We start from the raw sequence: 23,186 nt of genomic DNA on the forward strand, positions 1-23,186 counted from the left end.
GCGCGGGCCGCTATCCGATCGCCGCGCCCGTGCTACCGGATCACTACAACCGCGCTACCCGAAGCCCCGGCTAAACAGCTTTCGACTCGAGAAATGTCCACGAGCTGCAGCGTCATCGTTGCGCGAAGATGTCCACTTCCCCCTAGGGCGAGCGCCCGCAAGCGGATCCGCTTGCGGGTGCAGAGATTCCCATTGATGCTGAAGACGACGACACACAGCATCTGGGATCAACGACAGGCAGGCAGCCGATGACCAGCACGGAACCTCTACTGGCCACCGCTGAACCGCGATCGACGAGAACGGTGGCGGCGGTAACCGTGCTTTACGTCATCGTCACCATGACATCACTGGTGGTGGCCTCCCTGACTTCGTTCACCGATATCCGTCTCCTCGGGACGGTGCTCGCACTTCTCGGTCAGCTTGTCTTCCTCGTTCCATACCTGCGCCGACACCTCCAGGCTGTCGCCGTCTGGATCACGTCCGGTCTGTGCATGGCCGCGAGCGGACTGTTCTTCGCCTACCTCGGTTCGTACTTCCTTGCGGGGCTCGTCTCGCAGCAGATCACGAGCGACACAGAGAACCTGTGGGCGATCGCGGCGTTCATCGCGACATGCTCCGCCCTCCTCGCGCTGAGCGTGGGAACGATCGTGGTCGGCCTGGCGGCGTCCACCTCCGCGCGCTGGACGACTTTGGCTGTCATGGGCATCGTGGTGACCGCTATCGTGGCCGTTTCCGAACCCGTCGCGTACTTGCTCGCGCCCTAAGCCGAAATTCCGCACGCGCCCAGGGGGACGACCGTAGAAGGATGGGTCCACAGAATTGTCGACGATGGTCTCGCTGAGGGCACCTCAGTAGCGGATCTCCGCACGATGTCGGGCGCCCACTGATCAGAGCGTCCTACCTGAGATGACGCGGGCTTGGAGATTTACAAGGGTCCGCTCGCCACGGCCAGCCGATCTCGCTCGAGCGGGATCGTGGGGGTCCCCGCGACAACTATGCATGCCCGTTCCCACGGCCTCTGCTCCGATAAGAACAGCAGTTCCTCATCCATCCATTCGTGCCAGAAAGCGACGGTCTCTTCGGCGCTTCCATTCACGCCCTGAGCAATGTCTCGGGCAATACCTCGTGTTTCCGCTGCAGCGAAGTCGGACTGTACCCAGACGGTGGCATCAACGAGGTCGCTCAATTCGCGCTGGCTGGCCCCAACGCCCTCGATGATCACGAGATCCAAACCAGCGCGAACCTCGATGGCCCCGTCCCTCCCATGCTTAGCCCAGGCGGGCGGTGAGAACATCACGCTCTCACCGCGGCGCAACGGACTCAGGATGTGATCGCCGAGGAGATGGCCCCACGTGAAGAAGGGTTCATTCCAAGCGATGTCATCGGTATGGACGATGGCTGAGCGATCCACCTGTCGAGCCAACCGTTCGGCGAGAGTTGTCTTCCCGGATGCACCGCGACCGTCTACCGCCACGATTAAGGGCTTGCGGGGCGAAACGCTGCCCGCATTGAACAGCACCCGGACGAGGTCCTCTTCTCGAATCGCCCGCCAAGGGCCGGCAGCCGGCTCGCCGGGCGGCAAGGTCATCGGAGCAACGAGGCCGGGCATTCCGCGATCGTACCGAGACACGATGCGGGGGTCGCCCCGCAGCCACCGGGGTCGCCGCCATTCCGTTGCCCCTCCAAGACCGCCGCGTCGAAATTGACAGGAGCATTGACCCATGACCGTGGTTGCTTTGACTGATCAGAGTTTCGTAAGCGTGGTTGCGACGACCGAACTCGTCGTCGTCGACTTCTGGGCGAGCTGGTGCTCTCCCTGCCGTGCCTTCGGTGCGATCTACGAGAGGTCATCCGTCGAACAGTCACACGTCCTGCACGCACGCGTCGACATCACCAGCGAGCTCCAGGCTGCGCACGTCGCACGCGTGGCCGCCGTCCCGGCCCTACTGGGGTACCGAGACGGCGCACGAGTCTTCAGCCATACCGGCACGCTTTCTGAACCAGCGCTTGCTCGCATCGTCCAGGCACTCAACGAGAGTCGTCGCTCGGGTGCCGGCGTCGAGGCCGTGTCGGACGCCACCGAGATGGAAGTCGATCCTCTGGAGCAAGAGCACACTCATCCGGTGATACCCCCCCGGTGGTGAATGACCGTCACAACGATCGGGTCCGACAGCAGCACGTAGTCAGCCGTACGCGGGTGGCGACGTTGACGACGCCGGGAACCTTCGCGGCGCCCGAAAGCCGACCGCTACCGAGGCTCGCCTCGCGAGCCCGACAAGCCTGATCTTGGACGGAAAATCCGGCGATCGCGTGTAGCGACGTGTCGACTCGCATCTCCGCCCCGCTGCTGACGGTTATCGCTACGCCGCCAACAGGTAGCCGCGACCTTGCGCAGTCCCGCGCGACCGAGGACTATGTAACAGGACCACGAAGTCCAATAAGGTTGTTCACGAGAGGACCAGAGATGGCGACGATAGAGGTAACAGACGAGAACTTTCAGGAGGTCACGGGCCGCGATGGGATCGTGATCCTCGACTTCTGGGCGACCTGGTGTGGTGCGTGCCGAGCGTTTGCCCCGGTGTATGAGGCCGCCTCCGAAGAGCACCCGGACATTGTGTTCGGCAAGGTCGATACAGAGGCTGCGGCTCAGCTGTCGTCGGAGATCGGCATCCGTGCATTGCCTACCGTGGCGGTCTACCGCGACTCGATCAGGGTGTTCATCCAGGCTGGCGCACTGCCGAAGCCGGCGTTGGAGGACCTCATCGCTCAGGTGCGAGGGCTGGACATGGAGCAGGTCCGTGCCGAGCTCGACAACCACCAGCACGAGCCGGGTCACGTTCACGCCTAGCCGCCGCGGCGCGAAGCGAATTGGTGACGGGCGGTCCTCCTCGCCCGTCGCCGAGGGGCAGTGGCACACGAAGGCGCAACTATCTCGACGGGAGCCTCAACGTTGGACGTAGATGGGCACGCAAGCCTGTGCGGCATGCCCCCGATCAGTTGGCGCGATGTCTGACATACGTTCGCCAGTCCGTATTGGCGACGACGCGGCCGTTCTGGATCTCGTCCCGCTGGCCTCCGATATGCCCACGGTCGAGGACCTGCGGATGGTGCTGGCCGCATATCGGATCAGAGGAATGCTCGGTTTCCGCTCAAGGAGAGCAGAAGTGGCGCGCATACGCCGGGAGGTCACTGGCGCGGTGCACGCTGTGCAGCCGCGGACGGTGGTGATGGTGTTCGAGGGTGCTGACGGCGCCTCACGGCGACGTGTGGACCGCATCGCACGGCACGTCACCCGCGACATCAGAGTGGCAGCGACCAACGCGGTCGGGTCCGACACCACGGTGATCGGGCTCGTTGTCATGACGGGACAAGAGCGAGATCTCGCCGCGACTTGCGTGCGGCATGTCGCCGTGGAACCGCCCGAGCGCGGCGACGGTCTCGTCTTTCACGCCGCCGACCTCCGGCGCGCGAACATCTACGAGCTCATCGAGGAGGCCGTTGTTTGATGGAGACCGCGTCTAGCACGAAGACGAGGGCCGAGGCTCCGTACGCTGGGAGAAGCCGATCATGAAGCATGGCGACGTCGTCCTCGCCGAAGACATTGCTTACGCGGTGACAAGAGGACCTCTCCGATACGCAGACGGGGCGACACAGACGTTCGACCCCGCCGGCGGCACTGTGTATGTCGAGTATGGGCGGTCCACTCGCGGCGAATGGTACCTCGACGCGACGGGGCGTTTCTGCTCCTTCTGGCCTCCGAGCTACCGGGCCTGCTATGACGTTCGATGGATCGTTGAAGACCATCTTGTTGCTGGGCTCAGCTTCCGGAATGGGTCCTACACCGCCGAAGGGCGATACGAGACGCCCATGCTCGACGAGCTTGTGATGAACGAGCTGCAGGTCTGGGCCGACGACGGCGGAGCTCACTAACTGCTTCCCTATCGACCGGGAGGGTGTGTTCACCCTGGTGAGCACACCCTCCTCCTTTGATCAGATCGCCGCATGCGCCGCGCGAGGCGGAAGCACCCAACCTGCACGAGGGAAGTGACACGTGTAGCCGTTCGGATACCGCTCCAGGTAGTCCTGGTGCTCAGGCTCTGCCTCCCAGAACGGGCCTGCCGGCTCGATTGTGGTCGCGACGCTGCCCGGCCACAGGCCGGAGGCGTCCACGTCTGCGATGGTGTCGCGGGCGATCTTCTCCTGCTCCGGGGTGACGGGGAAGATCGCTGAGCGGTAGCTGGAGCCGATGTCGTTGCCCTGGCGGTTGACGGTGGTCGGGTCGTGGATCTGGAAGAAGAATGCCAGGAGATCACGGTAGGTGGTCTTGGCGGGGTCGAAGACTACCTCCAGCGCCTCTGCGTGACCGGGATGACGATGGTAGGTGGCGTGGCTGTTGCGACCGCCGGTGTAGCCGACTCGTGTCTGCAGCACGCCTGGCTGGCGGCGGACCAGGTCCTCCATGCCCCAGAAGCAGCCGCCGGCGAGAACCGCCGTCTCGGTGCCGGGTGTGCGGGTGATCTGGCCGGCGTCGTGGATGCCACTGGTCATGATGCGTTCTCCTCTGTGGTGTCGGTGGTGTCGAACAGGGAGCGGTACTCGCCGTATCCCTGTGCCTCGAGCTCCGCTGCGGGGATGAAACGGAGTGCGGCCGAGTTCATGCAGTAGCGCAATCCCCCGGCATCGGCAGGTCCGTCGTCGAAGACGTGCCCGAGATGGCTGTCGGCTCCTGTGGATCGGACCTCTGTGCGCTCCATCCAGAGCTTCCGGTCGGTCTTGGTGTGGACGGCGTCCGACTGGATCGGTCGGGTGAAGCTCGGCCACCCGGTGCCGCTCTCGTACTTGTCGGTGGATGAGAACAGGGGCTGGCCCGAGACCACGTCGACGTAGATGCCGGGCTCGTGGTTGCTCCAGTACTCGTTGCAGAACGACGGCTCGGTGCCGTCCTCCTGGGTCACGCGGTACTGGATCGGGGTGAGACGGCTGAGCGCCTCGGACGTCTTGGGGTAGTTACTGCTGGGCACGATTCCTCCGTTTCTGCCGCCGCTGGCTTGCGGCGTCACTGGAGATAACGTCAGAAGTGGACCTTTTGGTCCCGCTTTCCTGAGAGAATGCTGTCCTTTTCGCGGCGTTGCGGGGCGTCCGTTCTCGACTCTAGGAGAGCTTCCCTTCAGCATCTCGCGCTCGCACGGGGTGCTCGCTGAGGATGGAGATCCTGTTGAAGATGTTGATGGTAGTGGCCACCCATTCGGCGCTGACGAAAGCTTCCTGACCGAGGGCGCTTCGGGCGGCGAGGAGGTCGGCCTTGCTGTCTTCGCTCAGCGGGAGCGTGGTCGCTGTCTCGGCGACTGCGAGCAGCGCTGCCTCCCGGTCACTGAAGAGCGTGGACTCTCGCCATGCTGGGAGCAGGTCGAGCTTCTGCTGCGGCACACCCAGCTTCCGGGCTTGCCGGGAGTGGAGGTCTAGGCAGAAGACACATCCATTGAGCTGCGAGACGCGGATCTTGATGATCTCGCCTTCGGCGAGTGACAGCCCGTGCTGAGCGGCTTCTCTAGAAATCGCGCTAGCGAAGGTTGTCGCTGCTTTCCATGCATCGGGGAGGGCTTTGTCCATGTACGGGAGCGAGTGTTCTTCGAGGTGGGTCATGGCTGCCTCTCTTGCGGCTCAGTGCCGTCGTCCGTGCCTGCGTGAGTGCGCGTTGCCAGGGAAGGTGGGGTCGACGACATCCGCGTACTCGGGATGGGAGTGGACGAATGCGGTGGCGAATGGGCACGTCAGGGTCACGGTCCGGCCCTCGGTGCGAAGCTTGTCGAGGACGCCGCCGAGGAGCTTGCCGGCAAGCCCTTTTCCGCGGAACTCAGGAAACACGGATGTCGCGAGCAGAGTCACCCGGTTGCCGGTCTCGGCGTACACAAGTCCCGCAACGGTGCGGTCCTCGACGCGGAGTTCATAGACCGATGCGCTCTCGTCGTTCGTGATGTTCGTGACTTCGGCGAGCGAGTCGGCGGTCCGGGACGAGTCCAGTTCTCCGAGCACCTGATCGGTACCTCTCAGCGTGACCATGCCGTCCTGGCTGCTGTCCATGTGTGTCCTGTTTCCGGCGCGATCGTCCGAGGTTCGCTGAGATCCGCCGTCGCTATGCCGGCGCGTCCGCCTCGGTTCGGCTCGGCAGCACCCAATCGGGGCGTTCGAAGTGACATGTGTAGCCGTTGGGGTATGTAATCAGGTAATCCTGATGCTCGGGCTCGGCTTCCCAGAAAGAGCCCGCGGGCTCGATGGTGGTGACAGGCTTCCCCGGCCACAGACCGGATGCGTCGACGTCGGCGATCGTCTCGCGGGCGATCTGCTCCTGTTGCATGGAGGTGGGGAAGATCGCGGAGCGGTAGCTCGTGCCGTAGTCGTTGCCCTGGCTGTTGAGGGTCGTGGGGTCGTGGACCTGGAAGAAATAGGCGAGGATGTCGCGGTACGTCGTCTGGGTCGGGTCAAAGACGATCTCGATCGCCTCGGCATGCCCGGGGTGGTTACGGTAAGTCGGGTGATCGTTCTCGCCTCCCGTGTAGCCGACACGGGTGTCAACCACGCCCGGCTGGCGACGGAACAGATCCTCCATGCCCCAAAAGCAGCCGCCCGCGAGGACGGCGGTCTCGGTGTCGGGGTTGCGGGTGATCTTTCCGGTGTCATCGATGCCGGCGGTCATGCGACGACTCCTGTCGAGCCGGCATCCGCGTCGAACAGCGAGCGGTACTGCCCGTATCCCTCTTCCTCGAGGGATGAGGCCGGGACGAAGCGAAGGGCGGCGGAGTTCATGCAATACCGGAGCCCCCCAGCATCCTGCGGTCCGTCGGGGAAGACGTGGCCGAGGTGGCTGTCCGCACCGGTCGAACGCACCTCGATGCGAGGCGTGACCAGCTGATGATCGGTCCTGGTGTCCAGGGCGTCGTCATCGATCGGCCTGGTAAAGCTCGGCCAACCGGTGCCGCTGTCGTACTTGTCGGTCGAGGAGAACAGCGGCTGCCCGGAGACGATGTCGACGTAGATGCCGGGCTCGTCGTTCGCCCAATACTCGTTGTCATAAGCAGGTTCGGTGCCCTCTTCCTGCGTGACGTAACGCTGGTCCTCGGTGAGGCTGCGTAGCGCCTCCTCGGTCTTCACGTAATCCTTCGCGCTCATGGTCTCCTCCTGGGTGAGATGGTCCGCTCTTCAAGATTACTGATACGGAATGACACCACACCACGGGACTTGACCCTTTGTCGACATGCCAAGAGATGTCACGGCCCCCAGTAACTGGCTCCGCCGCTCGCAGGCGGGTGGATCAGCGCGACGCCGCACTGGCGCACCCTGGAGTAGCGGCACGCCGCGCTTTACGGACTGTCTGAGTTCGCGTTTGACCCGCCCGGTTTGGATTCGCAGTTCGCTGCGTCTTACGGGACAGGGACGGTCTCAGACGGGGGTCCTCCGACGCGACGGGGAGCAGCATAGGCGCCCGGAGTCAGCGCTGAAATGTCCATATGGACATCGCGTGGACAAGTCTCCTGCGAAATGGACAACTCCAAAAAAAACCTACAACACTACCCGAAGTCTCCCGGGGCCATGTCGGTGAAGCGCGAGAAATGGCCCTGGAAGGCGACGGTGATCGTGTCGGTGGGGCCGTTGCGGTGCTTGGCGACGATCAGGTCGGCCTCGCCGGCGCGTGGGCTGTCCTTCTCGTAGGCGGCTTCGCGGTGCAGGAGCACAACCATGTCGGCATCCTGCTCGATCGATCCCGACTCACGCAGGTCGGACAGCGCCGGCTTCTTGTCGGCGCGCTGCTCGGGTCCACGGTTCAGCTGCGACAGCGCGATCACGGGCACCTGCAGCTCTTTCGCCAGCAGCTTCAGCGCACGCGAGAACTCCGACACCTCCTGCTGGCGGCTCTCGACCCGCTTGCCCGACGTCATCAGCTGCAGGTAGTCGATCACGACCATCTTCAGCCCGACCCGCTGCTTGAGCCGTCGGCACTTCGCTCGGATCTCGACCAGCGTCATGTTGGGGCTGTCGTCGATGTACAGCGGCGCGTCATTGATCCGGCCGCGCGTCGCCGCGATCGTCGTCCAGTCCCGCGAGTCGAGCGTGCCCTTGCGCATGCTCTGCAGCGGCACGGCGCCCTCGGCGCTCATCAGACGCATCGCGATCTCGCTCTTGCCCATCTCGAGCGAGAAGAAGATCGTCGGCATGTCCGCCTTGATCGCCGCGGCCCGCGCGAAATCGAGAGCCAGGGTCGACTTGCCCATCGCCGGCCGCGCCGCGATGATGATCATCTGCCCGGGGTGCAGGCCGTTGGTCAGCTGGTCCAGCCCGGAGAACCCGGTCGGGATGCCCGTCATCTGCCCGTCGCGACCGCGCGCCGCCTCGATCTCGTCGACCGCGGCATCCACCGCCACCTGCAACGGCACGTAGTCCTCGGCGCGCTCCGCGCCGGTCACCGAGTAGATCTCGGCCTGGGCGTTGTTCACCAGGTCGAGCGCCTCGCCCTGGCCGTTGTAGCCCATCTGCACGATGCGCGTCCCGGCCTCCACCAGCCGGCGCAGCAGCGCTCGCTCGTTGACGATCGACGCGTAATAGCCGGCGTTCGCTGCCGTCGGAACGATCGAGGTCAGCGTGTGCAGGTAGTCGGCGCCGCCGGCGCGCTGAAGCTCGCCGGTCTTGATGAGCTCGTCGGTCACGGCGACGACGTCGGTCGGCTCGCCGTGCGAGTACAGCGAGAGGATCGCCTCGAAGATCAGCTCGTGCTTCGGCACGTAGAAGTCGGTGCCGCGCAGCGTCTCGATGACATCGGCGACCGCGTCCTTCGACAGCAACATGCCGCCCAGGGCGCTCTGCTCGGCCAGCAGGTCGTGCGGCGGGGTGCGCTCGGCCCCCCGCTCCTCGCGGGGTCCGCCCAGACGTTCGTCGGAGATATCCGCGATCGACATGCAGCGCCCCTCTTCCCCGGCCCGGGTGCCTCGTTCTCCGGACCACACGCCACGCTAGAGACGGGTTCCGACACCCGCAAACCGGCCTGTGGATAACTCTGTGGACGGGATGCGTGAAACGCCGAGACGCCTGTGTACAGAGGCTGTGGAAACACGCCCGAGATTTGACGGATGCTGACTATTTATGACCTCTTGATCTGCGGTTTTCTCTCCCACATGCTGTGGACGGTGAATGTGGTTGAAGTGCTGCTTGAAGGTTGAACCGGCGGTGGGGGAACTGGGGACAACCATGGGGATGAATGTCGCCTTGTCAAGTCGGAATCGCACGCGCTGCGCGACGGGGGTGGTAGACAACCGCGCACTGCGGGGGTAGCGTGCGAAATCCAGGCACTCCAGAGCCGGTGGCTTCATCGGCATCCGACGATCCGTCGCGGGAGGTGAAGGTGGACGTCGCAGCTCGATCGCACAGCCGCCGTTGGCCGATGCTCGCTGTCACGGGCCTCGGCGTCGCCTTCGCCTGGTTCGACGCGACCAGCGCAGGCGCCGCCACGACGGCGCCTGTGAGCCCATCGGACGCGACGGCGGACGCCGCGACGACAGACGGCGCCGACGGCATCCTGGGCGGCACCCAGCTGGCCCTGCCGCTGACGGCACCGGTCACCGCAGGCGGAAACGCCGTCGCGATCGTCGGCGACGCCGCCACAACCGGGCCCACCACGGGCCCGGTCAGCCCGACCGACCGGACGGACCCCACCGGACCGACCGACCCCACCGATCCGGGGACGCCGGGAACGCCGGGAACCAGCGTTACTCCTGCGGGGTCGGGCGGCGGCAGCATCGTCGGCACCGCGGCATCCGTCGGCAACGTCACGGCCCTCGCCGAGACGGGCGGCGCGCTCAGCACCGTGCCACTGTGGGCCGGGCTCTTCGTCCTCGCGGCGGGGGTGATGCTCATCGCCCGCAGCACCACTCGTGCCCTGGCCCGCGGCCGCACCACCTGACCGCAGAAGCTCCACGGAAAAGCACGAACTCCGCACCGGGAAAAAGGTTTCCCGGTGCGGAGTTCGTGTGATCTTGCGGAGTTCGCGTCCGCCGACCGCCGCGCGATTACTTCGCGGCAACCACCTGAAGGGTGATCACGGCGGTGAGGTCGTCGCGCAGGCGCACGGTCGCCTCGTGCTCACCGACGGCCTTGATGGGCGCGGTGATGTGGATCTTGCGCTTGTCGAGCTCGCCGAGGCCCGCCGCCTTGACGGCGTCGGCCACGTCGGCGGTCTTGACCGAACCGAACAGGCGGCCTTCCTTGCCGGCCTTGACCGACAGCTTGACCTTGTTCGACTCGAGAGCGTCCTTGAGCGCGACGGCCTCTTCGTGGTCGTGGATCGCGCGCGACTCGCGGGCGGCGCGGATCGACGCCACCTGCTTCTCGCCACCGCGGGTCCAGGCCACAGCGAAGCCCTGGGGGATGAGGTAGTTGCGGGCGTACCCGTTCTTGACCTCGATGACGTCACCGGCGCTTCCGAGCCCGGCAACCTCGTTCGTGAGAATCAGCTTTGCCATGAGGTGCTCCTTAGCGGCCAGCGCCGGCGTAGGGCAGGAGCGCCATTTCGCGGGCGTTCTTGATCGCCTTGGCGATCAGACGCTGCTCCTGCACCGAGACACCGGTGATACGGCGGGCGCGGATCTTGCCGCGCTCCGAGATGAACTTGCGAAGCGTCGCGACGTCCTTGTAGTCGATGACGCCGACGCGGATCGCCTTCGCGGGAGCGGCGTTCTTCGCGCCCTTCCGCGGCTTGCGGCGATCGCCGGTAGCCTTTCCAGCCATTGTTTTTCCTTACGAGTGTTGTGAAATCAGAACGGCGTGTCGTCGCCGTAGGAACCGGGAGCGCTCCACGCGTCCGGTGCGGCCGAGCCGGGGGTCGCCCACGGCTCCTCCTGCTGCACCTGCGGGCGTGCCTGCTGTCCGCCGCCGAAGCCGCCGCCGGACCCGCCGGACGATGCCGCGCGCGTGACCTGAGCCGTCGCGTAGCGCAGCGAGGGGCCGATCTCGTCGACCTCCAGCTCGATCGCGGTGCGGTTGTTGCCCTCGCGGTCCTGGTAGGAACGCTGCTTCAGACGGCCGGTCGCGATGACCCGCATGCCCTTGGTGAGGGACCCCGCCACGTGCTCGGCGAACTCGCGCCACACCGACGCGCGGAGGAACAGCGCTTCGCCGTCCTTCCACTCGTTGGCCTGACGGTCGAAGTTGCGCGGCGTCGACGCGATCGTGAAGTTCGCGACGGGCAGGCCGTTCTGCGTGTAGCGCAGCTCGGGGTCTGCCGTGAGGTTGCCCACGACGGTGATGACGGTCTCGCCGGCCATCGTCCGTTACGCCTTCGCTGCCTTGCGGGCGGCCTTGGCCTCGGCGCGCTCCTTCTCGGCGGCGACCTGGGCGATCGCCTCCTCGGCGCGCAGGACCTTGGTGCGCATGATCTGCTCGTTCAGCTTCAGCTGACGGTCGAGCTCCTGCGTGGCCTCGCTCGTGGCGGTGAAGTTGACGACGGCGTAGATGCCCTCGTTCTTCTTCTGGATCTCGTACGCCAGGCGACGCTTGCCCCAGATGTCGACGTTCTCGATCGTGCCACCGTCACCGGTGATCACCTTGAGGAACCCGTCGAGCTTGGGGGCGACCTGACGCTCGTCGATCTCGGGGTCGAGGATGACCATGAGCTCGTACTGGTGTGAGTGCGTCACTAACCCACCTCCTTCGGACTAGAACGGATGCCGGGCGGTTCCCGGCACCAGGAGGGTTGATGCACGTGTCCGCATCGCACCCGGGTGGGCGCAGACGGACAACCTCCACAGTCTAGCCGATGGCTCGGCTGCGGCCGAATCCCGTACCGTGGCAGAAGACTGAGGAGGCCAGATGAGCAAGCCCCCGGCATCCGTTCCCTTCGACGCCCGCCCGCTCACCGAGCCCGCCGACCGGGCCACGGTGCGCGCGTACGTGCGCCAGTTGCGCGCGAGCGGGCGCGCCCCTGCGCGCAGTGTCGTCGGGATCGTCCTGGCGGCGGTCATCGGCGCGGTCTTCCTCGTGATGTTCGGCCCGGTGTTCTCCGGGATCGTAGGGAGCTTCCTCGCGCTGGCCACCTCGGGCGGGATGCCGGGCGGCGGCCTGTTCGCGATCGCCCCGATCGTCATGCTGGTCGTGATCGTCGGGGCGGTCGTCGCCATCATCGTGGGTGTGGTCGGCGCGGGAAGCGGGGAGCGGTGGTGGCGGCTGGACCGGTTCGCCCAGGCGAACGCCATGACGTGGTACCCGGTCGTCTCCGACCCACCCCTGCCCGGCATGATCTTCGGCCTCGGACACGGGCGCGTGGCCGCCGACGTCGTCCGCGGGGAGCGGCCGCGGTTCGTCGAGTTCGGCAACTACACCTACAAGACGGGGTCGGGGAAGAACGAGAGCACCCACCGCTGGGGCTACGTGGCCGTCAAGCTGTCCACGCCGTTGCCGAACATCGTGCTGGATGCCGTCGGCAACAACTCCTTCCTGGGGTCGAACCTGCCGGCATCCCTCGACAAGAGCCAGCGGCTGAGCCTCGAGGGCGACTTCGACCGCTACTTCACCCTCTTCTGCCCACAGGGGTATGAGGCCGACGCGCTGTATCTGTTCACGCCCGACATCATGGCGCGCTTCGTCGACCACGCCGCGGCGCTGGATGCCGAGATCGTCGACGACTGGCTTTTCCTCTACACCCCGCGCGAGGCGTCGACCCTCGATGCGGCGACGTGGGCGTGGCTGTTCTCGGTGGTCGCGGCCTGCTCGACAAGTTCGCGCAATGGGAGCGGTGGCGCGACGAGCGCCTGGCCGCCCCCGCCTCAGCGCCGGCGGCCATGGCGGCGCCGACGCCGGGAGCACCCGCCCCAGCCGGCGCGACCGCGCTGCCGTTCGCGGCACCCGCCGCGCTCCTGCGCCCACCGCCGGGCGTCGCGCCGCAGGGGCGACGGCTCAAGCGCGGCGTCCCGTGGGGCTTCATCGTGATCGTCGGGGTGATCGTGGTCGTCATGCTGCTCGGCCAGGTCGGCGTGTTCGGCGGGCTGCTGGGCGGGCTCTTCAGCGGCGTGACTCCCTGACCCCAGCATCCGGGCGAACAAAAGCTGCGCGGCCGAGAGGTCGGATGCCGCGACGTCGGCGATCGACTCCATCAGCGGCAGGATGAGCAGCGTCATCGCGATCGCCACGACCGCATCGGCGAAGGCCTTGACGCGCTCACCCGCATACGTGGGGACATCGTCACGCGGCGCGGGCGGCGGGGTCGTCATGCTCAGATGATATGACTCGACTTCCACGCCGCGCGGCGCTCCGCCTGCAGGGCGGGATCGGGCACCGGCAGCGAGGCGATGAGCTTGCGGGTATAGGCGTTCTGCGGGTCGCCCAGCACCTTCGCGGTCGGGCCGGTCTCGGCGATCCGGCCGCCCTGCAGCACGACGACGGTGTGCGCCAGCATGTCGACGACGGCGAGGTCGTGCGTGATGAACAGCGTCGCGAACCCGAACCGCTCCTGCAGCTGCCCGAACAGCTCGAGCACGCGGGCCTGCACCGAGACGTCCAGGGCGCTCGTCGGCTCGTCGGCGATCAGCAGCTTGGGGTCCAGCGCCAGCCCGCGCGCGAGCGAGGCCCGCTGCCGCTGACCCCCGGACAGCTCGTGCGGGAAGCGGTCGCCGAACGCGGCCGGCAGCTGCACCGCCTCGAGCAGCTCGTCGACCTTGGGCCGGGCGTCGGCGGCGTTGCGGGCGCCGCCGTGGACGATGAGCGGCTCGGCGACGTTCTGCGCGATCGTCAGCAGCGGGTTGAAGCTCGTCGCGGGGTCCTGGAAGACGAACCCCAGATCCTTGCGCCGCGGGCGGAATCGGCGCTCGGTGATCCCGAGCATCTCCGCGCCCAGCACCTGCAGCGACCCGCCGCTGACCGGCGTGAGCCCCGCGATCGCGCGACCGATCGTCGTCTTGCCCGATCCGCTCTCGCCGACGAGGCCCACCACCTCGCCGGGGGAGATCGTGAAGCTCACCGCGTCGACGGCGCGGAAGGTCGGCCGCCCGAGGCGTCCCGGATACTCGATGACGAGCTCGTCGGCGACGACGAGGGGCGCCGCGGATGCCGCGGACTCCGGCAGTCGGCGATCGACGATCTCCAGCCGCGGGACCGCGGCGAGCAGGCGCTGGGTGTACTCGTGGCGGGGGGCGGCGAAGAGCTCTTCCGCCGGTGCCGTCTCGACGACCTCGCCGTTCAGCATGACCGCCACGCGATCGGCGAGATCGGCCACGACGCCCATGTTGTGCGTGATGAGGACGATCGCGGTGCCGTCCTCGTCGCGCAGGCGCCGCAGCAGGTCGAGGATCTCCGCCTGCACGGTCACGTCGAGCGCGGTCGTCGGCTCGTCGGCGATGATGACGGTCGGGTTCAGCGCGAGCGCCATCGCGATGACGATGCGCTGCTTCTGGCCGCCGGAGAACTGGTGCGGGTAGTCGTCGACGCGGCGTTCCGGGTCGGGGATGCCGACGCGGCGCAGCATGTCCACGGCGCGCGCCTTCGCCTCCGCCTTCGAGTACTTCCCGTGGGCGCGCAGACCCTCGATGAGCTGCCAGCCGACGGTGAACACCGGGTTCAGCGCTGTCGAGGGCTCCTGGAAGATCATGGCGGCCTTCTCGCCGCGCACGCGCCGCAGCGCATCGCGGTCGAGGCCGACGACGTCGATGCCGTCGAGCACGACGGCTCCCTGCGTGAGCGCCGTCTCGGGCAGCAGCCCCAGGATCGTGCGCGCCGTGACCGTCTTGCCGCTGCCGGACTCGCCGACGATGGCGAGCACCTCGCCCGGGCGGACGTCGAGCGAGACGCCGCGCACGGCGTGAACGTCGCCCCCGTCGGTCGCGAACGTGACGTCGAGGTGCCGGATGTCGACAGCCAGGCGGTCGGTGGATGCCGTCGTCATCACTGCACCTCTCCCATGAACTCCTGCGCGGTCGGCTGGCGGGCCGCGACCGCATCGGCCGGCGTCTGCGCCTTCGCCCGGCGACGGGCGCGCAGGCGCGGATCGGCGAGGTCGTTCAGGCTCTCGCCGATGAGGGTGATGCCGAGGATCGTCAGGACGATCGCGATGCCGGGCGGGATGGAGGTCCACCAGATCCCGGCGGCGACGTCGCTGAGCGCCTTGTTGAGGTCGTACCCCCACTCGGCCGCCGCGGTCGGCTCGATGCCGAACCCGAGGAAGCCGAGGGCGGCGAGCGTCGCGATCGCCTCCGAGGCGTTGAGCGTGACGATCAGCGGCAGCGTGCGCGTGGAGTTGCGCAGCACGTGGCGGAACATGATGCGCGGTGTGGAGGCCCCGATCACCTTCGCCGATTCGACGAACGCCTCGGACTTCACCCGGATCACTTCGGCGCGGACCACCCGGAAGTACTGCGGGATGAACACGACGGTGATGGATGCCGCGGCCGCGATGATCCCGGACCGCAGGTCCGACTGACCGCGCGAGATCGCGATCGCCACGACGATCGCGAGCAGCAGCGTCGGGAAGGCGTAGATCGCGTCGGCGATGACGACGAGCACGCGGTCGACCCACCCGCCGAGGTAGCCCGACACGAGCCCCAGCAGGATGCCGATGAACACCGACAGCACGATCGCGACGATGACGACGTACAGCGCGGTCTGGGCACCCCAGATGACGCGGGACAGCACGTCGTACCCGCCGACCGTGGTTCCCAGAAGGTGAGCGGAGCTCGGCGGCTGCTGCGCACCGAAGTTGCCGTCGGGTCCGGAGAGCTGACTGTAGCTGTAGGGCGCGATCCACGGCGCGAGCAGCGCGCACAGCAGGAAGATCGCAGTGAGCACGAGGCCGGCCACCAGCATCCCCCGCTGCAGGCCGACGCTCTGGCGCAGCTGGTGGACGACGGGAAGGCGGTCGAGGACGCGACGCTTCGCCATGTCAGTACCTCACTCGCGGGTCGATGAACGCCGCGAGGATGTCGACGACGAAGTTGGTGAGCGCGACGATGATCGCGATCATCGCGACGATGCCCTGGACCGCGACGAAGTCGCGCGCGGACAGGTAGGCGGCCAGCTGGAAGCCGAGGCCCTTCCACTCGAAGGTCGTCTCGGTCAGCACCGCGCCACCGAGCATGAGCGCGATCTGCAGGCCGATGACGGTGATGATCGGGATGAGCGCCGGGCGGTAGGCGTGGGTGCGGACCAGGCGCCCCTCGCCGACGCCGCGGGAGCGGGCGGCGTCGATGTAGGGCATGTTGTAGGTGCCGATGACGTTCGTCCGCACGAGACGCAGGAAGATGCCGGCCGTCAGCAGGCCGAGCGTGAGCGCCGGGAGCACGGCGTGCAGCAGCACGTCCTGCACGTAGGCGGGGTTTCCCGTCGCGATCGCGTCGATGAGGTAGATGCCGGTGCCGCCGTCACGCCCGATGGCGAGCTCCGTGCGCACGTTCGCGCGCCCCGAGATGGGCAGCCAGCCGAGCCAGACCCCGAAGACGAGCTTGGCGACCATACCGGCGAAGAACACCGGGGTGGCGTAGAAGAGGATCGCGCTCACGCGCAGCAGAGCGTCGGGCCAGCGATCGCGCAGCGCCGCCGCGACCAGTCCCAGCGGGATGCCGACGATGAAGGCGACCACGAGCGCGTAGACCACGAGCTCGAGCGTCGCGGTGCCGTAGGTGGCGATCACCTGCACGACCGGCTGGTTATCGGTGAGGGTCGTGCCGAAGTTGAGGGTGAACACCTGGCCGAGGTACTCGATGTACTGGATCCAGATGGGCCGATCGTAGCCGGCCTCGTGGATGCGCTCGGCGAGCTGGTCGGCCGGGAGCCGGCCGCCGAGGGCCGCCGTGATCGGATCGCCGGTGAGGCGGATCAGGAAGAACACGAGCGTCACGAGGATCAGCACGGTGGGGAAGATCAGGAGGAACCGGATCAGGATGTAGCGGCCCAGCGTGGAGCCACCGCCTCGGGTTCGCGGCACCTGCAGCGCTGCGGGCGGGTCTGCGACGTCGGTCGTCATGGATGTCTACCTTAAACGGCGCTCAACGACCGGCGGGGGAGGTTCCCCCAGCCGGTCGTTGAGCGAGCGAAGCGAGTCGAAACGTGAAGACGAAACGCCGTGAGCCGCGATTACTTGGTGATGGGTGCGAAGCGCAGCTTGAACGACGCGTCGAGGGTGACGCCGGAGACGTCAGCGCCGGTCACCGCGACCTGGGCACCCTGCAGCAGCGGAACCGTCGACAGGTCGTGCGCGACGAGGTCCTGGATCTTCTCGATGTCCGCCGTGCGCGTGGCAGCATCCGGCTCCACCGCCTGCTTCAGGATCAGGTCGTTCACCTCGGGGTTGTCGTAGTGGTTGCCGAGGAAGTTGTCCTTCAGGAAGAACGGCGTCAGGTAGTTGTCGGCGTCGGAGTAGTCCGGGAACCAGCCGAGCTGGTAGGCCGGGTACACGTCGGCGGTGCGGTCCTTGGCGTACTGCACCCACTCGGTCGACTGCAGGTTGACCGTGAACAGGCCGTCCTTCTCGAGCTGCTGCTTGACCAGCGCGTACTCGTCACCGGAGGAGGGACCGTAGTGGTCGGGGCTGTACTGCAGGTTCAGCTCGACGGGAACGGTGACACCGGCGGCCTCGAGGGTCGCCTTGGCCTTGGCCGCGTCGGGGCCGCCGTCACCGTCGCCGTACAGGTCCTTCAGCGCCTCGGTCGCTCCCGTGAAGCCCTCGGGAACGTAGGAGTACAGCGGGGTGTAGGTGCCCTTGTAGACCTGCGTCGAGATGGTCTCGCGGTCGACGAGGTCGGCCACGGCCTGACGGACGGCGAGCGCCTTGGCGGCGTCGGCGTCGGCGGTGGTCGCGCCGTACGGCTGGGTGTTGAAGTTGAAGACGATGTAGCGGATCTCGCCGCCGGGGCCGTCGACGACCTTCACCTTGTCGTTGCCGCTGAGGTCGTCCACATCGGTGGCCGAGAGGCTGCGGTACGCCACGTCGACGTCGCCCTCCTGCACGGCGAGCTTCAGGTTCGACGATTCGGCGAAGTAGCTGAGGATGACACCGGAGTTGACCGGGGCGTCCAGCAGACCCTTGTAGTTCTTGTTGGGCGTGAACTCGACGGTCTTGTTGAAGTCCCACGAGGTGATCGAGTACGGGCCGCCGAACGCATCGGCATCCACGATCTCCTGGTCGGGCGTGACGGCGTCGGCCGAGAAGACCTCTTCGTCGACGATGGCGCCGGGGAAGGAGGTCAGGATGAAGGGGAAGACCTGGTCGTTGGCCGTCTTGAGCTTGAAGACGACGGTGGTGTCGTCGGGGGTCTCCACGCTGTCGAGGTTGTAGAGCAGGCTCGACGCGCCGTTCGGGTCGGCGATCTTGATGGTGCGGTCGAACGAGAACTTCACGTCCGAGCTGGTGAGGTCGTGGCCGTTGGACCACTTCAGGCCCTCGGGAAGGGTCACCGTGTACTCCGTCGGCGAGGTGAACTCGGCCGACTCGGCGAGGTCGGGGACGACCTCGGTGGAGTTGTAGTCGGTGTTGACCAGGTACGGGAAGACCTGGGTCTGGACCGCGAGCGAGCCGTTGTCGTACGAGCCGGCCGGGTCGAGGGTGGTGACCTTGTCGGTGGTGCCGACGACGATGGGGTCGCCCGACGCGGCGCCGTCGGTGGAGCCGCCGGTCGATCCGCCGGCGCAGCCGGCCAGGAGAAGGGCCGACGCGCCGAACGCGGCGACCGCGAGGCCGACGCGGCCCCGGGGAGTGGAATGCAGTGCCATGGAGTTACCTCTGCTGTGTGAATGCCGGCCCCGTCGGGAAGGCGGGGCCCGGTTAGCCATCTTTCACCCGGCTTCAGCGGATTGACACCTGATCCCGGTTTTTGTAACGAGAACGAAACCGGGGAGGCCCCGGTCAGATCCCCGGGCGCAGGCCGAACGCCTCCAGTTCGGCGTCATCGAGCATCCGCGACCGGATGATGAAGCGGTTGCCGGTCGGGGATTCCACACTGAACCCCGCGCCGCGCCCCGGCACGACGTCGATGGTGAGGTGGGTGTACTTCCAGTACTCGAACTGGGCCTCCGAGATCCACACGTGGATGGGGTCGTCCAGGCCCACCTCGAGTTCGCCGAGGTGCACGTCCGACGGGCCGGTGAGGAACATTCCGACGGGGAAGCACATCGGGGCGCTCCCGTCGCAGCATCCGCCGGACTGATGGAACATGAGCTTTCCGTGCTGCGCCGTCAACTGGCGCAGCAGGGCCGCCGCGGCATCCGTCACGGCGACCCTGCTGGTGGGGGAGGTCATCTCAGTCCTTCGACAAGCTCAGGAACCGTCTTCGACACGCTCAGAAGAAGCCCATCGCGCCTTCGGCGTAGGACACGAGCAGGTTCTTCGTCTGCTGGTAGTGGTCGAGCATCTTCAGGTGGTTCTCGCGACCGATTCCCGACTGCTTGTACCCGCCGAACGCGGCGTGCGCCGGGTACTGGTGGTAGGTGTTCGTCCACACGCGACCCGCCTCGATGCTGCGCCCGGCCCGGTACATCGTGTCGGCCGATCGGCTCCACACGCCTGCGCCCAGACCGTAGAGCGTGTCGTTGGCGGTGTGGATGGCGTCGTCGAAGCCGTCGAAGCTCGTCACCGAGACGACCGGACCGAAGATCTCCTCCTGGAAGATGCGCATCGAGTTCTGCCCCTCGAACACCGTCGGCGCCACGTAGTAGCCACCGCTGAGCTCGCCGCCGAGGTCCACCCGCTCCCCGCCGGCGAGCAGCTTCGCACCCTCGGCCTTGCCGATCTCGATGTAGCTGAGGATCTTCTCGAGCTGGTCGTTCGAGGCCTGGGCACCGATCATGGTGGCGGGATCGAGGGGGTTTCCCTGGATGATCTTGCCGACGCGCTCCAGCCCGTCGCCGAGGAACTGGTCGTAGATCGAGCGCTGGATGAGAGCCCGCGACGGGCAGGTGCAGACCTCGCCCTGGTTCAGCGCGAAGAAGGTGAAGCCCTCCAGGGCCTTGTCGTAATAGGCATCCTTCTGTCGCGCCACATCCTCGAAGAAGATGTTGGCGCTCTTGCCACCGAGCTCGAGCGTCACGGGGATGAGGTTCTGCGACGCGTACTGCATGATCAGCCGGCCCGTCGTCGTCTCACCCGTGAAGGCGACCTTGCGGATGCGCTTGTGCTGCGCGAGCGGCGCCCCCGCCTCGATGCCGAAGCCGTTGACGATGTTCACGACCCCCGCCGGCAGCAGGTCGCCGATGATCTCGAACAGGAACAGGATGGACGCCGGGGTCTGCTCGGCGGGCTTCAGCACGACGCAGTTGCCGGCGGCGAGCGCCGGTGCGAGCTTCCACGTGGCCATGAGGATCGGGAAGTTCCACGGGATGATCTGCCCGACGACGCCCAGCGGCTCGTGGAAGTGGTACGCGACGGTGTCCTCGTCGATCTGGCTGAGCGTGCCCTCCTGCGCACGCAGCACGCCCGCGAAGTAGCGGAAGTGGTCGATCGCGAGTGGGATGTCGGCGGCGAGTGTCTCGCGGATGGGCTTGCCGTTCTCCCACGTCTCGGCGACCGCGATCTTCTCGAGGTTCTGTTCCATGCGGTCGGCGATCTTGTTGAGGATGTTGGCGCGGTCGGCGGGGGTCGTCCGCTTCCACGACTCGAACGCCTTCCATGCGACGTCGACGGCGCGGTCGATGTCCTCACTCGTGCCGCGGCCCACCTCGCAGAACGGCTTGCCGGTGACGGGGGTGATGTTCTCGAAGTACTGCCCCTTGACGGGCTCGACGAACTCGCCGCCGATGTAGTGGCCGTAGCGGGGACGGTAGTGGGCGACCGCGCCCCGCTGGCCGGGTGCGGCGTAGACGCTCGAGACGCCCTCTTCGACGATGGTCATGTTGTCTCCTTCGACGCATGAACTCGCGGCATCCGTTGCCGCGTTCGGATGCCGCCGAAGCTACGCCCCGCCACGTTGCATTCCGTTGCACGCGGGGCGGGGGTGTGGCGGGAGCGCGGCGGGAGCGCGGTGGGGCGGGCTACACCTGGGCGTCGACGGCGGCGGTGAGGGAGCGGAACCGGGGGTTCGCGGCGAGGTCGTCGAGCAGCACGCCACGGCCGTCGGGGCCCGCGAGCGGGATCTGCCAGTTCGGGTACTCCTTATCGGTGCCCGGCTGGTTCTGCGTGCGGCGCTCGCCCACGGCGTCCACGAGGGCCACCCCGAGCAGCTGCGAGGGGGATGCCGTGATCAGCACGTTCAGCGCCTCGATGATCTCCTGCTCACCGGCGTCCTCCGACAGCAGCCCCCGCTCGCGCAGCAGCGCCAGCATGGCGGCGCGCTCGGCATCCGCCTCGGCCAGCTCCTGCTCGACGGGCCGGGTCAGCAGCCCCAGCCGCGCGCGCAGCGCGACGTGCTCGTCGGCGAGGTAGCCCGCCGTCGGCGGCAGGTCGTGGGTGTTGACGGTCGCGAGCAGCGACGCCCGGTAGTGCTCGGGCGGACGGAAGCCCTCACCCTCGCGCTCGAACCACAGCACGCTCGTGCCGAGGATGCCGCGTGCCGAGAGGTAGTCGCGCACCCACGGCTCGACGTTGCCGAGGTCCTCGCCGATGAGCACCGCCCCGGCGCGGTGCGCCTCGAGCATGAGCACGCCGATCATCGCCTCGTGGTCGTAGCGCACGTACGTGCCCGCAGCGGGACTCAGGCCCTCGGGGATCCACCACAGCCGGAACAGCCCGATGACGTGGTCGATGCGCAGCGCTCCGGCGTGGCGCAGGAGCGTCCGGATCATGTCGCGCAGGGGTGCGTATCCGGCCTCGGCGAGCGCGCGAGGCAGCCACGGCGGCTGGTTCCACGTCTGCCCCTGCTGGTTGTACATGTCCGGCGGCGCGCCGACGGCCATGCCGGGCGCGTACATGCGTCGCAGCGACCAGGCGTCGGAGCCCCTCTGGTGCACACCGACGGCGAGGTCGTGCATGATGCCGATCGCCATGCCGGAAGCCTTCGCCGCCGCCTGCGCGTCCTCGACCTGCTGGTCGGCGATCCACTGCAGCCACACGTGGAACCGGACCCGCGGCGCCAGCCGCCCACGCAGATCGGCGACGAGCGGCGAGTCGATGTCCCACGCTTCGTCCGGGCGCGGCGCGCCGGCGTAGTGCTCCTCGAGTGCGCACCACAGCGCGAAATCCTGCAGCGGCTGGCCCTCGCGCGCGGTGAACGCGGCGAGCTCGGCGGCGCGGCCGGGTGAGAGCGGCACGGCGAAGATCGTCTCCAGCGCGCGGAGCTTGGCGGCCCAGACGGCGTCACGGTCGATGTGCGCGGCATCGGTGTCGCTCGCGGCGACCGGACCGCGCGCGGCGTCGACGGCGGCGCGCCCGGTGGCGTCCAGGTACGACGCCTCGCGGATGTCCTCGGGGCGCACGTACAGCGGCGCGAGGAACCGGCGTGTAGCAGGCAGGTACGGCGAGGGCTCGATGGGAGGGGTGACCTCGGCGGCGTGGATCGGGTTGATCAGCAGGAAGTCCGCCCCGCGGGAGCCGGCGATCGCGGCGAGGTCGGCGAGGTCGGCGAAGTCGCCCATGCCCCACGAGGCCCGCGAGCGCACCGAGTACAGCTGCGCCATGAGTCCCCAGCCGCGGCTGCGGCCGGGCCGGGTCGGCGGTGCCGGCATCCGCTCCGGGGTGATCACGAGCGGCGCGGATGCCGCGCGGCCGGTCTCGCCTCCGCCGATCGACCGCTCGTACGCGTGCACGGAGTGCCAGCCGAGCGGGAGGTCGGCCGGGATCGGCACCTCGACCCGCCAGCGTCGCTGCCCGTCGACGTCGCGCGCCGTCGGCTGCTGATCGGGCACGGGGAGGGGGCGGGTCGTGCCGTCCTCGAGGACCGCCGTGACCACCACGTCGTACCCGTCCGCGACGTGCACGGGCAGGGCGCGCGCGCCGGGGCGCGACACGAACGACGGCGGCAGCAGGTCGCGCCACGGCCGGTCGTCGGCGTCGCGCAGGGCCGCCGTGACCGCGGCATCCGTCGTCGCATCGACGCCGCAGGCCTGCAGGATCGCGCGGAGAGTGGATGCCGGGACACTCACCCGATCCCCGAAGAACGACCAGTATTCCGTCGCGATGCCGTGCGACTCGGCGAGGCGGACGAGGTCCGGCGTGGGCAGGTCATCGGTCATCAGGATCCCTCCGTCACGGCCCATCCTGCCAGGTTGCCCGCGGCGAGACGGAAGATTCGCGA

26 protein-coding genes are annotated in these 23,186 nt (G+C 67.5%); 7 read left to right on the top strand and 19 right to left on the bottom strand.

What is annotated here, in order from left to right:
- Positions 1 to 353 precede the first annotated feature (353 nt).
- Entirely contained in the window at positions 354 to 764 is a 411-nt protein-coding gene (locus ACPYN4_RS13705; RefSeq protein WP_376127403.1) for a hypothetical protein, read from the top strand.
- Between the two features lie 161 nt (positions 765 to 925).
- Here the strand turns inward: ACPYN4_RS13705 and ACPYN4_RS13710 are convergent, their stop codons facing one another.
- Positions 926 to 1,609 (bottom strand): uridine kinase family protein, encoded by a 684-nt coding sequence (locus tag ACPYN4_RS13710; protein WP_279071142.1) that lies wholly within the window; start codon positions 1,607 to 1,609, stop codon positions 926 to 928.
- Positions 1,610 to 1,721: 112 nt separating this feature from the next.
- On the opposite strand from ACPYN4_RS13710, the gene ACPYN4_RS13715 reads away from it, so the two are divergent.
- The 4 genes from ACPYN4_RS13715 (at position 1,722) to ACPYN4_RS13730 (ending at position 3,930) form a co-directional block, all read left to right on the top strand.
- A complete protein-coding gene (locus ACPYN4_RS13715; RefSeq protein WP_101966232.1) occupies positions 1,722 to 2,144 on the top strand; it encodes a thioredoxin family protein in 423 nt (140 codons plus the stop codon).
- Between the two features lie 320 nt (positions 2,145 to 2,464).
- The gene (locus tag ACPYN4_RS13720; protein ID WP_101966233.1) at positions 2,465 to 2,848 is read left to right on the top strand and encodes a thioredoxin family protein; all 384 of its coding nucleotides are present in this window, start codon (positions 2,465 to 2,467) and stop codon (positions 2,846 to 2,848) included.
- Between the two features lie 256 nt (positions 2,849 to 3,104).
- Complete coding sequence (locus ACPYN4_RS13725) at positions 3,105 to 3,506, top strand: hypothetical protein (RefSeq protein WP_424446675.1); 402 nt, start codon at positions 3,105 to 3,107, stop codon at positions 3,504 to 3,506.
- Positions 3,507 to 3,567: 61 nt separating this feature from the next.
- Positions 3,568 to 3,930, top strand: a complete 363-nt coding sequence (locus ACPYN4_RS13730) for a hypothetical protein (protein ID WP_180951267.1) — start codon at positions 3,568 to 3,570, stop codon at positions 3,928 to 3,930.
- Between the two features lie 60 nt (positions 3,931 to 3,990).
- Here the strand turns inward: ACPYN4_RS13730 and msrA (ACPYN4_RS13735) are convergent, their stop codons facing one another.
- The 7 genes from msrA (ACPYN4_RS13735) to dnaB form a co-directional block, all read right to left on the bottom strand.
- On the bottom strand, positions 3,991 to 4,548 hold the full coding sequence (gene msrA / locus ACPYN4_RS13735; protein WP_101966235.1) for a peptide-methionine (S)-S-oxide reductase MsrA: 558 nt from the start codon (positions 4,546 to 4,548) through the stop codon (positions 3,991 to 3,993).
- The gene (gene msrB, locus ACPYN4_RS13740) at positions 4,545 to 5,021 is read right to left on the bottom strand and encodes a peptide-methionine (R)-S-oxide reductase MsrB (RefSeq protein WP_251393508.1); all 477 of its coding nucleotides are present in this window, start codon (positions 5,019 to 5,021) and stop codon (positions 4,545 to 4,547) included. The genes msrA (ACPYN4_RS13735) and msrB (ACPYN4_RS13740) overlap by 4 nt, the downstream gene beginning before the upstream one ends.
- A 130-nt stretch (positions 5,022 to 5,151) precedes the next feature.
- Positions 5,152 to 5,643, bottom strand: a complete 492-nt coding sequence (locus ACPYN4_RS13745; RefSeq protein ID WP_219721920.1) for a carboxymuconolactone decarboxylase family protein — start codon at positions 5,641 to 5,643, stop codon at positions 5,152 to 5,154.
- A gap of 18 nt (positions 5,644 to 5,661) precedes the next feature.
- Entirely contained in the window at positions 5,662 to 6,081 is a 420-nt protein-coding gene (locus ACPYN4_RS13750; RefSeq protein ID WP_101966237.1) for a GNAT family N-acetyltransferase, read from the bottom strand.
- A 52-nt stretch (positions 6,082 to 6,133) separates the two neighbouring features.
- Positions 6,134 to 6,694 carry a peptide-methionine (S)-S-oxide reductase MsrA gene (gene msrA / locus ACPYN4_RS13755; protein WP_101966238.1) on the bottom strand — a complete coding sequence of 187 codons (561 nt, stop codon included), beginning with the start codon at positions 6,692 to 6,694 and terminating at the stop codon, positions 6,134 to 6,136.
- Positions 6,691 to 7,167, bottom strand: a complete 477-nt coding sequence (msrB, locus tag ACPYN4_RS13760; protein ID WP_101966239.1) for a peptide-methionine (R)-S-oxide reductase MsrB — start codon at positions 7,165 to 7,167, stop codon at positions 6,691 to 6,693. Before msrB (ACPYN4_RS13760) ends, msrA (ACPYN4_RS13755) begins: the two co-directional genes overlap by 4 nt.
- A 398-nt stretch (positions 7,168 to 7,565) precedes the next feature.
- Complete coding sequence (dnaB, locus tag ACPYN4_RS13765; RefSeq protein WP_076688260.1) at positions 7,566 to 8,948, bottom strand: replicative DNA helicase; 1,383 nt, start codon at positions 8,946 to 8,948, stop codon at positions 7,566 to 7,568.
- A gap of 482 nt (positions 8,949 to 9,430) precedes the next feature.
- Here dnaB and ACPYN4_RS13770 point away from each other — a divergent pair, with 482 nt between their 5' ends.
- Positions 9,431 to 9,949, top strand: coding sequence for a hypothetical protein (locus ACPYN4_RS13770; RefSeq protein WP_424446676.1), 519 nt, complete (start codon positions 9,431 to 9,433; stop codon positions 9,947 to 9,949).
- A gap of 106 nt (positions 9,950 to 10,055) precedes the next feature.
- Here the strand turns inward: ACPYN4_RS13770 and rplI are convergent, their stop codons facing one another.
- From rplI to rpsF, 4 genes are read right to left on the bottom strand one after another with little or no spacing between them, the layout of a single operon-like run.
- Entirely contained in the window at positions 10,056 to 10,508 is a 453-nt protein-coding gene (rplI, locus tag ACPYN4_RS13775) for a 50S ribosomal protein L9 (RefSeq protein WP_076688258.1), read from the bottom strand.
- A gap of 10 nt (positions 10,509 to 10,518) precedes the next feature.
- Positions 10,519 to 10,773, bottom strand: a complete 255-nt coding sequence (gene rpsR, locus ACPYN4_RS13780) for a 30S ribosomal protein S18 (protein ID WP_005054609.1) — start codon at positions 10,771 to 10,773, stop codon at positions 10,519 to 10,521.
- A 26-nt stretch (positions 10,774 to 10,799) separates the two neighbouring features.
- Positions 10,800 to 11,309 carry a single-stranded DNA-binding protein gene (locus ACPYN4_RS13785; RefSeq protein WP_076688257.1) on the bottom strand — a complete coding sequence of 170 codons (510 nt, stop codon included), beginning with the start codon at positions 11,307 to 11,309 and terminating at the stop codon, positions 10,800 to 10,802.
- 6 nt (positions 11,310 to 11,315) lie between these two features.
- Entirely contained in the window at positions 11,316 to 11,654 is a 339-nt protein-coding gene (rpsF, locus tag ACPYN4_RS13790; protein WP_060960846.1) for a 30S ribosomal protein S6, read from the bottom strand.
- Positions 11,655 to 11,853: 199 nt separating this feature from the next.
- Here rpsF and ACPYN4_RS13795 point away from each other — a divergent pair, with 199 nt between their 5' ends.
- Entirely contained in the window at positions 11,854 to 12,969 is a 1,116-nt protein-coding gene (locus ACPYN4_RS13795) for a hypothetical protein (RefSeq protein ID WP_353807058.1), read from the top strand.
- 283 nt (positions 12,970 to 13,252) lie between these two features.
- On the opposite strand, the gene ACPYN4_RS13800 is transcribed toward ACPYN4_RS13795, so the two are convergent.
- The 7 genes from ACPYN4_RS13800 to malQ form a co-directional block, all read right to left on the bottom strand.
- Entirely contained in the window at positions 13,253 to 14,917 is a 1,665-nt protein-coding gene (locus ACPYN4_RS13800) for an ABC transporter ATP-binding protein (protein WP_287271718.1), read from the bottom strand.
- Positions 14,917 to 15,909, bottom strand: a complete 993-nt coding sequence (locus ACPYN4_RS13805; RefSeq protein WP_076688254.1) for an ABC transporter permease — start codon at positions 15,907 to 15,909, stop codon at positions 14,917 to 14,919. The genes ACPYN4_RS13800 and ACPYN4_RS13805 overlap by 1 nt, the downstream gene beginning before the upstream one ends.
- A gap of 1 nt (position 15,910) precedes the next feature.
- Complete coding sequence (locus ACPYN4_RS13810; RefSeq protein WP_076688253.1) at positions 15,911 to 16,990, bottom strand: ABC transporter permease; 1,080 nt, start codon at positions 16,988 to 16,990, stop codon at positions 15,911 to 15,913.
- Positions 16,991 to 17,100: 110 nt separating this feature from the next.
- Positions 17,101 to 18,735 carry an ABC transporter substrate-binding protein gene (locus tag ACPYN4_RS13815; protein ID WP_424446677.1) on the bottom strand — a complete coding sequence of 545 codons (1,635 nt, stop codon included), beginning with the start codon at positions 18,733 to 18,735 and terminating at the stop codon, positions 17,101 to 17,103.
- A gap of 133 nt (positions 18,736 to 18,868) precedes the next feature.
- On the bottom strand, positions 18,869 to 19,261 hold the full coding sequence (locus ACPYN4_RS13820; RefSeq protein WP_239279656.1) for a DUF779 domain-containing protein: 393 nt from the start codon (positions 19,259 to 19,261) through the stop codon (positions 18,869 to 18,871).
- A 40-nt stretch (positions 19,262 to 19,301) separates the two neighbouring features.
- Positions 19,302 to 20,849: an acetaldehyde dehydrogenase ExaC gene (gene exaC / locus ACPYN4_RS13825; protein WP_424446678.1), complete on the bottom strand. Its 1,548-nt coding sequence runs from the start codon at positions 20,847 to 20,849 to the stop codon at positions 19,302 to 19,304.
- 139 nt (positions 20,850 to 20,988) lie between these two features.
- The gene (malQ, locus tag ACPYN4_RS13830; protein ID WP_424446680.1) at positions 20,989 to 23,124 is read right to left on the bottom strand and encodes a 4-alpha-glucanotransferase; all 2,136 of its coding nucleotides are present in this window, start codon (positions 23,122 to 23,124) and stop codon (positions 20,989 to 20,991) included.
- Between the last annotated feature and the right edge of the window lie 62 nt (positions 23,125 to 23,186).

It is taken from the genome of Microbacterium sp. CH-015 (assembly GCF_049707015.1).
Classification (GTDB): Bacteria; Actinomycetota; Actinomycetes; order Actinomycetales; family Microbacteriaceae; genus Microbacterium; species Microbacterium aurum.

What these genes read in the sequence shown, in the direction of transcription:
- ACPYN4_RS13710 (WP_279071142.1), bottom strand. Translation starts at nt 1,609, where the DNA reads ATGCCCGGCCTCGTTGCTCCGATGACCTTGCCGCCCGGCGAGCCGGCT.
- ACPYN4_RS13715 (WP_101966232.1), top strand. Translation starts at nt 1,722, where the DNA reads ATGACCGTGGTTGCTTTGACTGATCAGAGTTTCGTAAGCGTGGTTGCG.
- ACPYN4_RS13720 (WP_101966233.1), top strand. Translation starts at nt 2,465, where the DNA reads ATGGCGACGATAGAGGTAACAGACGAGAACTTTCAGGAGGTCACGGGC.
- ACPYN4_RS13725 (WP_424446675.1), top strand. Translation starts at nt 3,105, where the DNA reads ATGGTGCTGGCCGCATATCGGATCAGAGGAATGCTCGGTTTCCGCTCA.
- ACPYN4_RS13730 (WP_180951267.1), top strand. Translation starts at nt 3,568, where the DNA reads ATGAAGCATGGCGACGTCGTCCTCGCCGAAGACATTGCTTACGCGGTG.
- msrA (WP_101966235.1), bottom strand. Translation starts at nt 4,548, where the DNA reads ATGACCAGTGGCATCCACGACGCCGGCCAGATCACCCGCACACCCGGC.
- ACPYN4_RS13745 (WP_219721920.1), bottom strand. Translation starts at nt 5,643, where the DNA reads ATGACCCACCTCGAAGAACACTCGCTCCCGTACATGGACAAAGCCCTC.
- ACPYN4_RS13750 (WP_101966237.1), bottom strand. Translation starts at nt 6,081, where the DNA reads ATGGACAGCAGCCAGGACGGCATGGTCACGCTGAGAGGTACCGATCAG.
- msrA (WP_101966238.1), bottom strand. Translation starts at nt 6,694, where the DNA reads ATGACCGCCGGCATCGATGACACCGGAAAGATCACCCGCAACCCCGAC.
- msrB (WP_101966239.1), bottom strand. Translation starts at nt 7,167, where the DNA reads ATGAGCGCGAAGGATTACGTGAAGACCGAGGAGGCGCTACGCAGCCTC.
- dnaB (WP_076688260.1), bottom strand. Translation starts at nt 8,948, where the DNA reads ATGTCGATCGCGGATATCTCCGACGAACGTCTGGGCGGACCCCGCGAG.
- ACPYN4_RS13770 (WP_424446676.1), top strand. Translation starts at nt 9,431, where the DNA reads ATGCTCGCTGTCACGGGCCTCGGCGTCGCCTTCGCCTGGTTCGACGCG.
- rplI (WP_076688258.1), bottom strand. Translation starts at nt 10,508, where the DNA reads ATGGCAAAGCTGATTCTCACGAACGAGGTTGCCGGGCTCGGAAGCGCC.
- rpsR (WP_005054609.1), bottom strand. Translation starts at nt 10,773, where the DNA reads ATGGCTGGAAAGGCTACCGGCGATCGCCGCAAGCCGCGGAAGGGCGCG.
- ACPYN4_RS13785 (WP_076688257.1), bottom strand. Translation starts at nt 11,309, where the DNA reads ATGGCCGGCGAGACCGTCATCACCGTCGTGGGCAACCTCACGGCAGAC.
- rpsF (WP_060960846.1), bottom strand. Translation starts at nt 11,654, where the DNA reads ATGGTCATCCTCGACCCCGAGATCGACGAGCGTCAGGTCGCCCCCAAG.
- ACPYN4_RS13795 (WP_353807058.1), top strand. Translation starts at nt 11,854, where the DNA reads ATGAGCAAGCCCCCGGCATCCGTTCCCTTCGACGCCCGCCCGCTCACC.
- ACPYN4_RS13800 (WP_287271718.1), bottom strand. Translation starts at nt 14,917, where the DNA reads ATGACGACGGCATCCACCGACCGCCTGGCTGTCGACATCCGGCACCTC.
- ACPYN4_RS13805 (WP_076688254.1), bottom strand. Translation starts at nt 15,909, where the DNA reads ATGGCGAAGCGTCGCGTCCTCGACCGCCTTCCCGTCGTCCACCAGCTG.
- ACPYN4_RS13810 (WP_076688253.1), bottom strand. Translation starts at nt 16,990, where the DNA reads ATGACGACCGACGTCGCAGACCCGCCCGCAGCGCTGCAGGTGCCGCGA.
- ACPYN4_RS13815 (WP_424446677.1), bottom strand. Translation starts at nt 18,735, where the DNA reads ATGGCACTGCATTCCACTCCCCGGGGCCGCGTCGGCCTCGCGGTCGCC.
- ACPYN4_RS13820 (WP_239279656.1), bottom strand. Translation starts at nt 19,261, where the DNA reads ATGACCTCCCCCACCAGCAGGGTCGCCGTGACGGATGCCGCGGCGGCC.
- exaC (WP_424446678.1), bottom strand. Translation starts at nt 20,849, where the DNA reads ATGACCATCGTCGAAGAGGGCGTCTCGAGCGTCTACGCCGCACCCGGC.
- malQ (WP_424446680.1), bottom strand. Translation starts at nt 23,124, where the DNA reads ATGACCGATGACCTGCCCACGCCGGACCTCGTCCGCCTCGCCGAGTCG.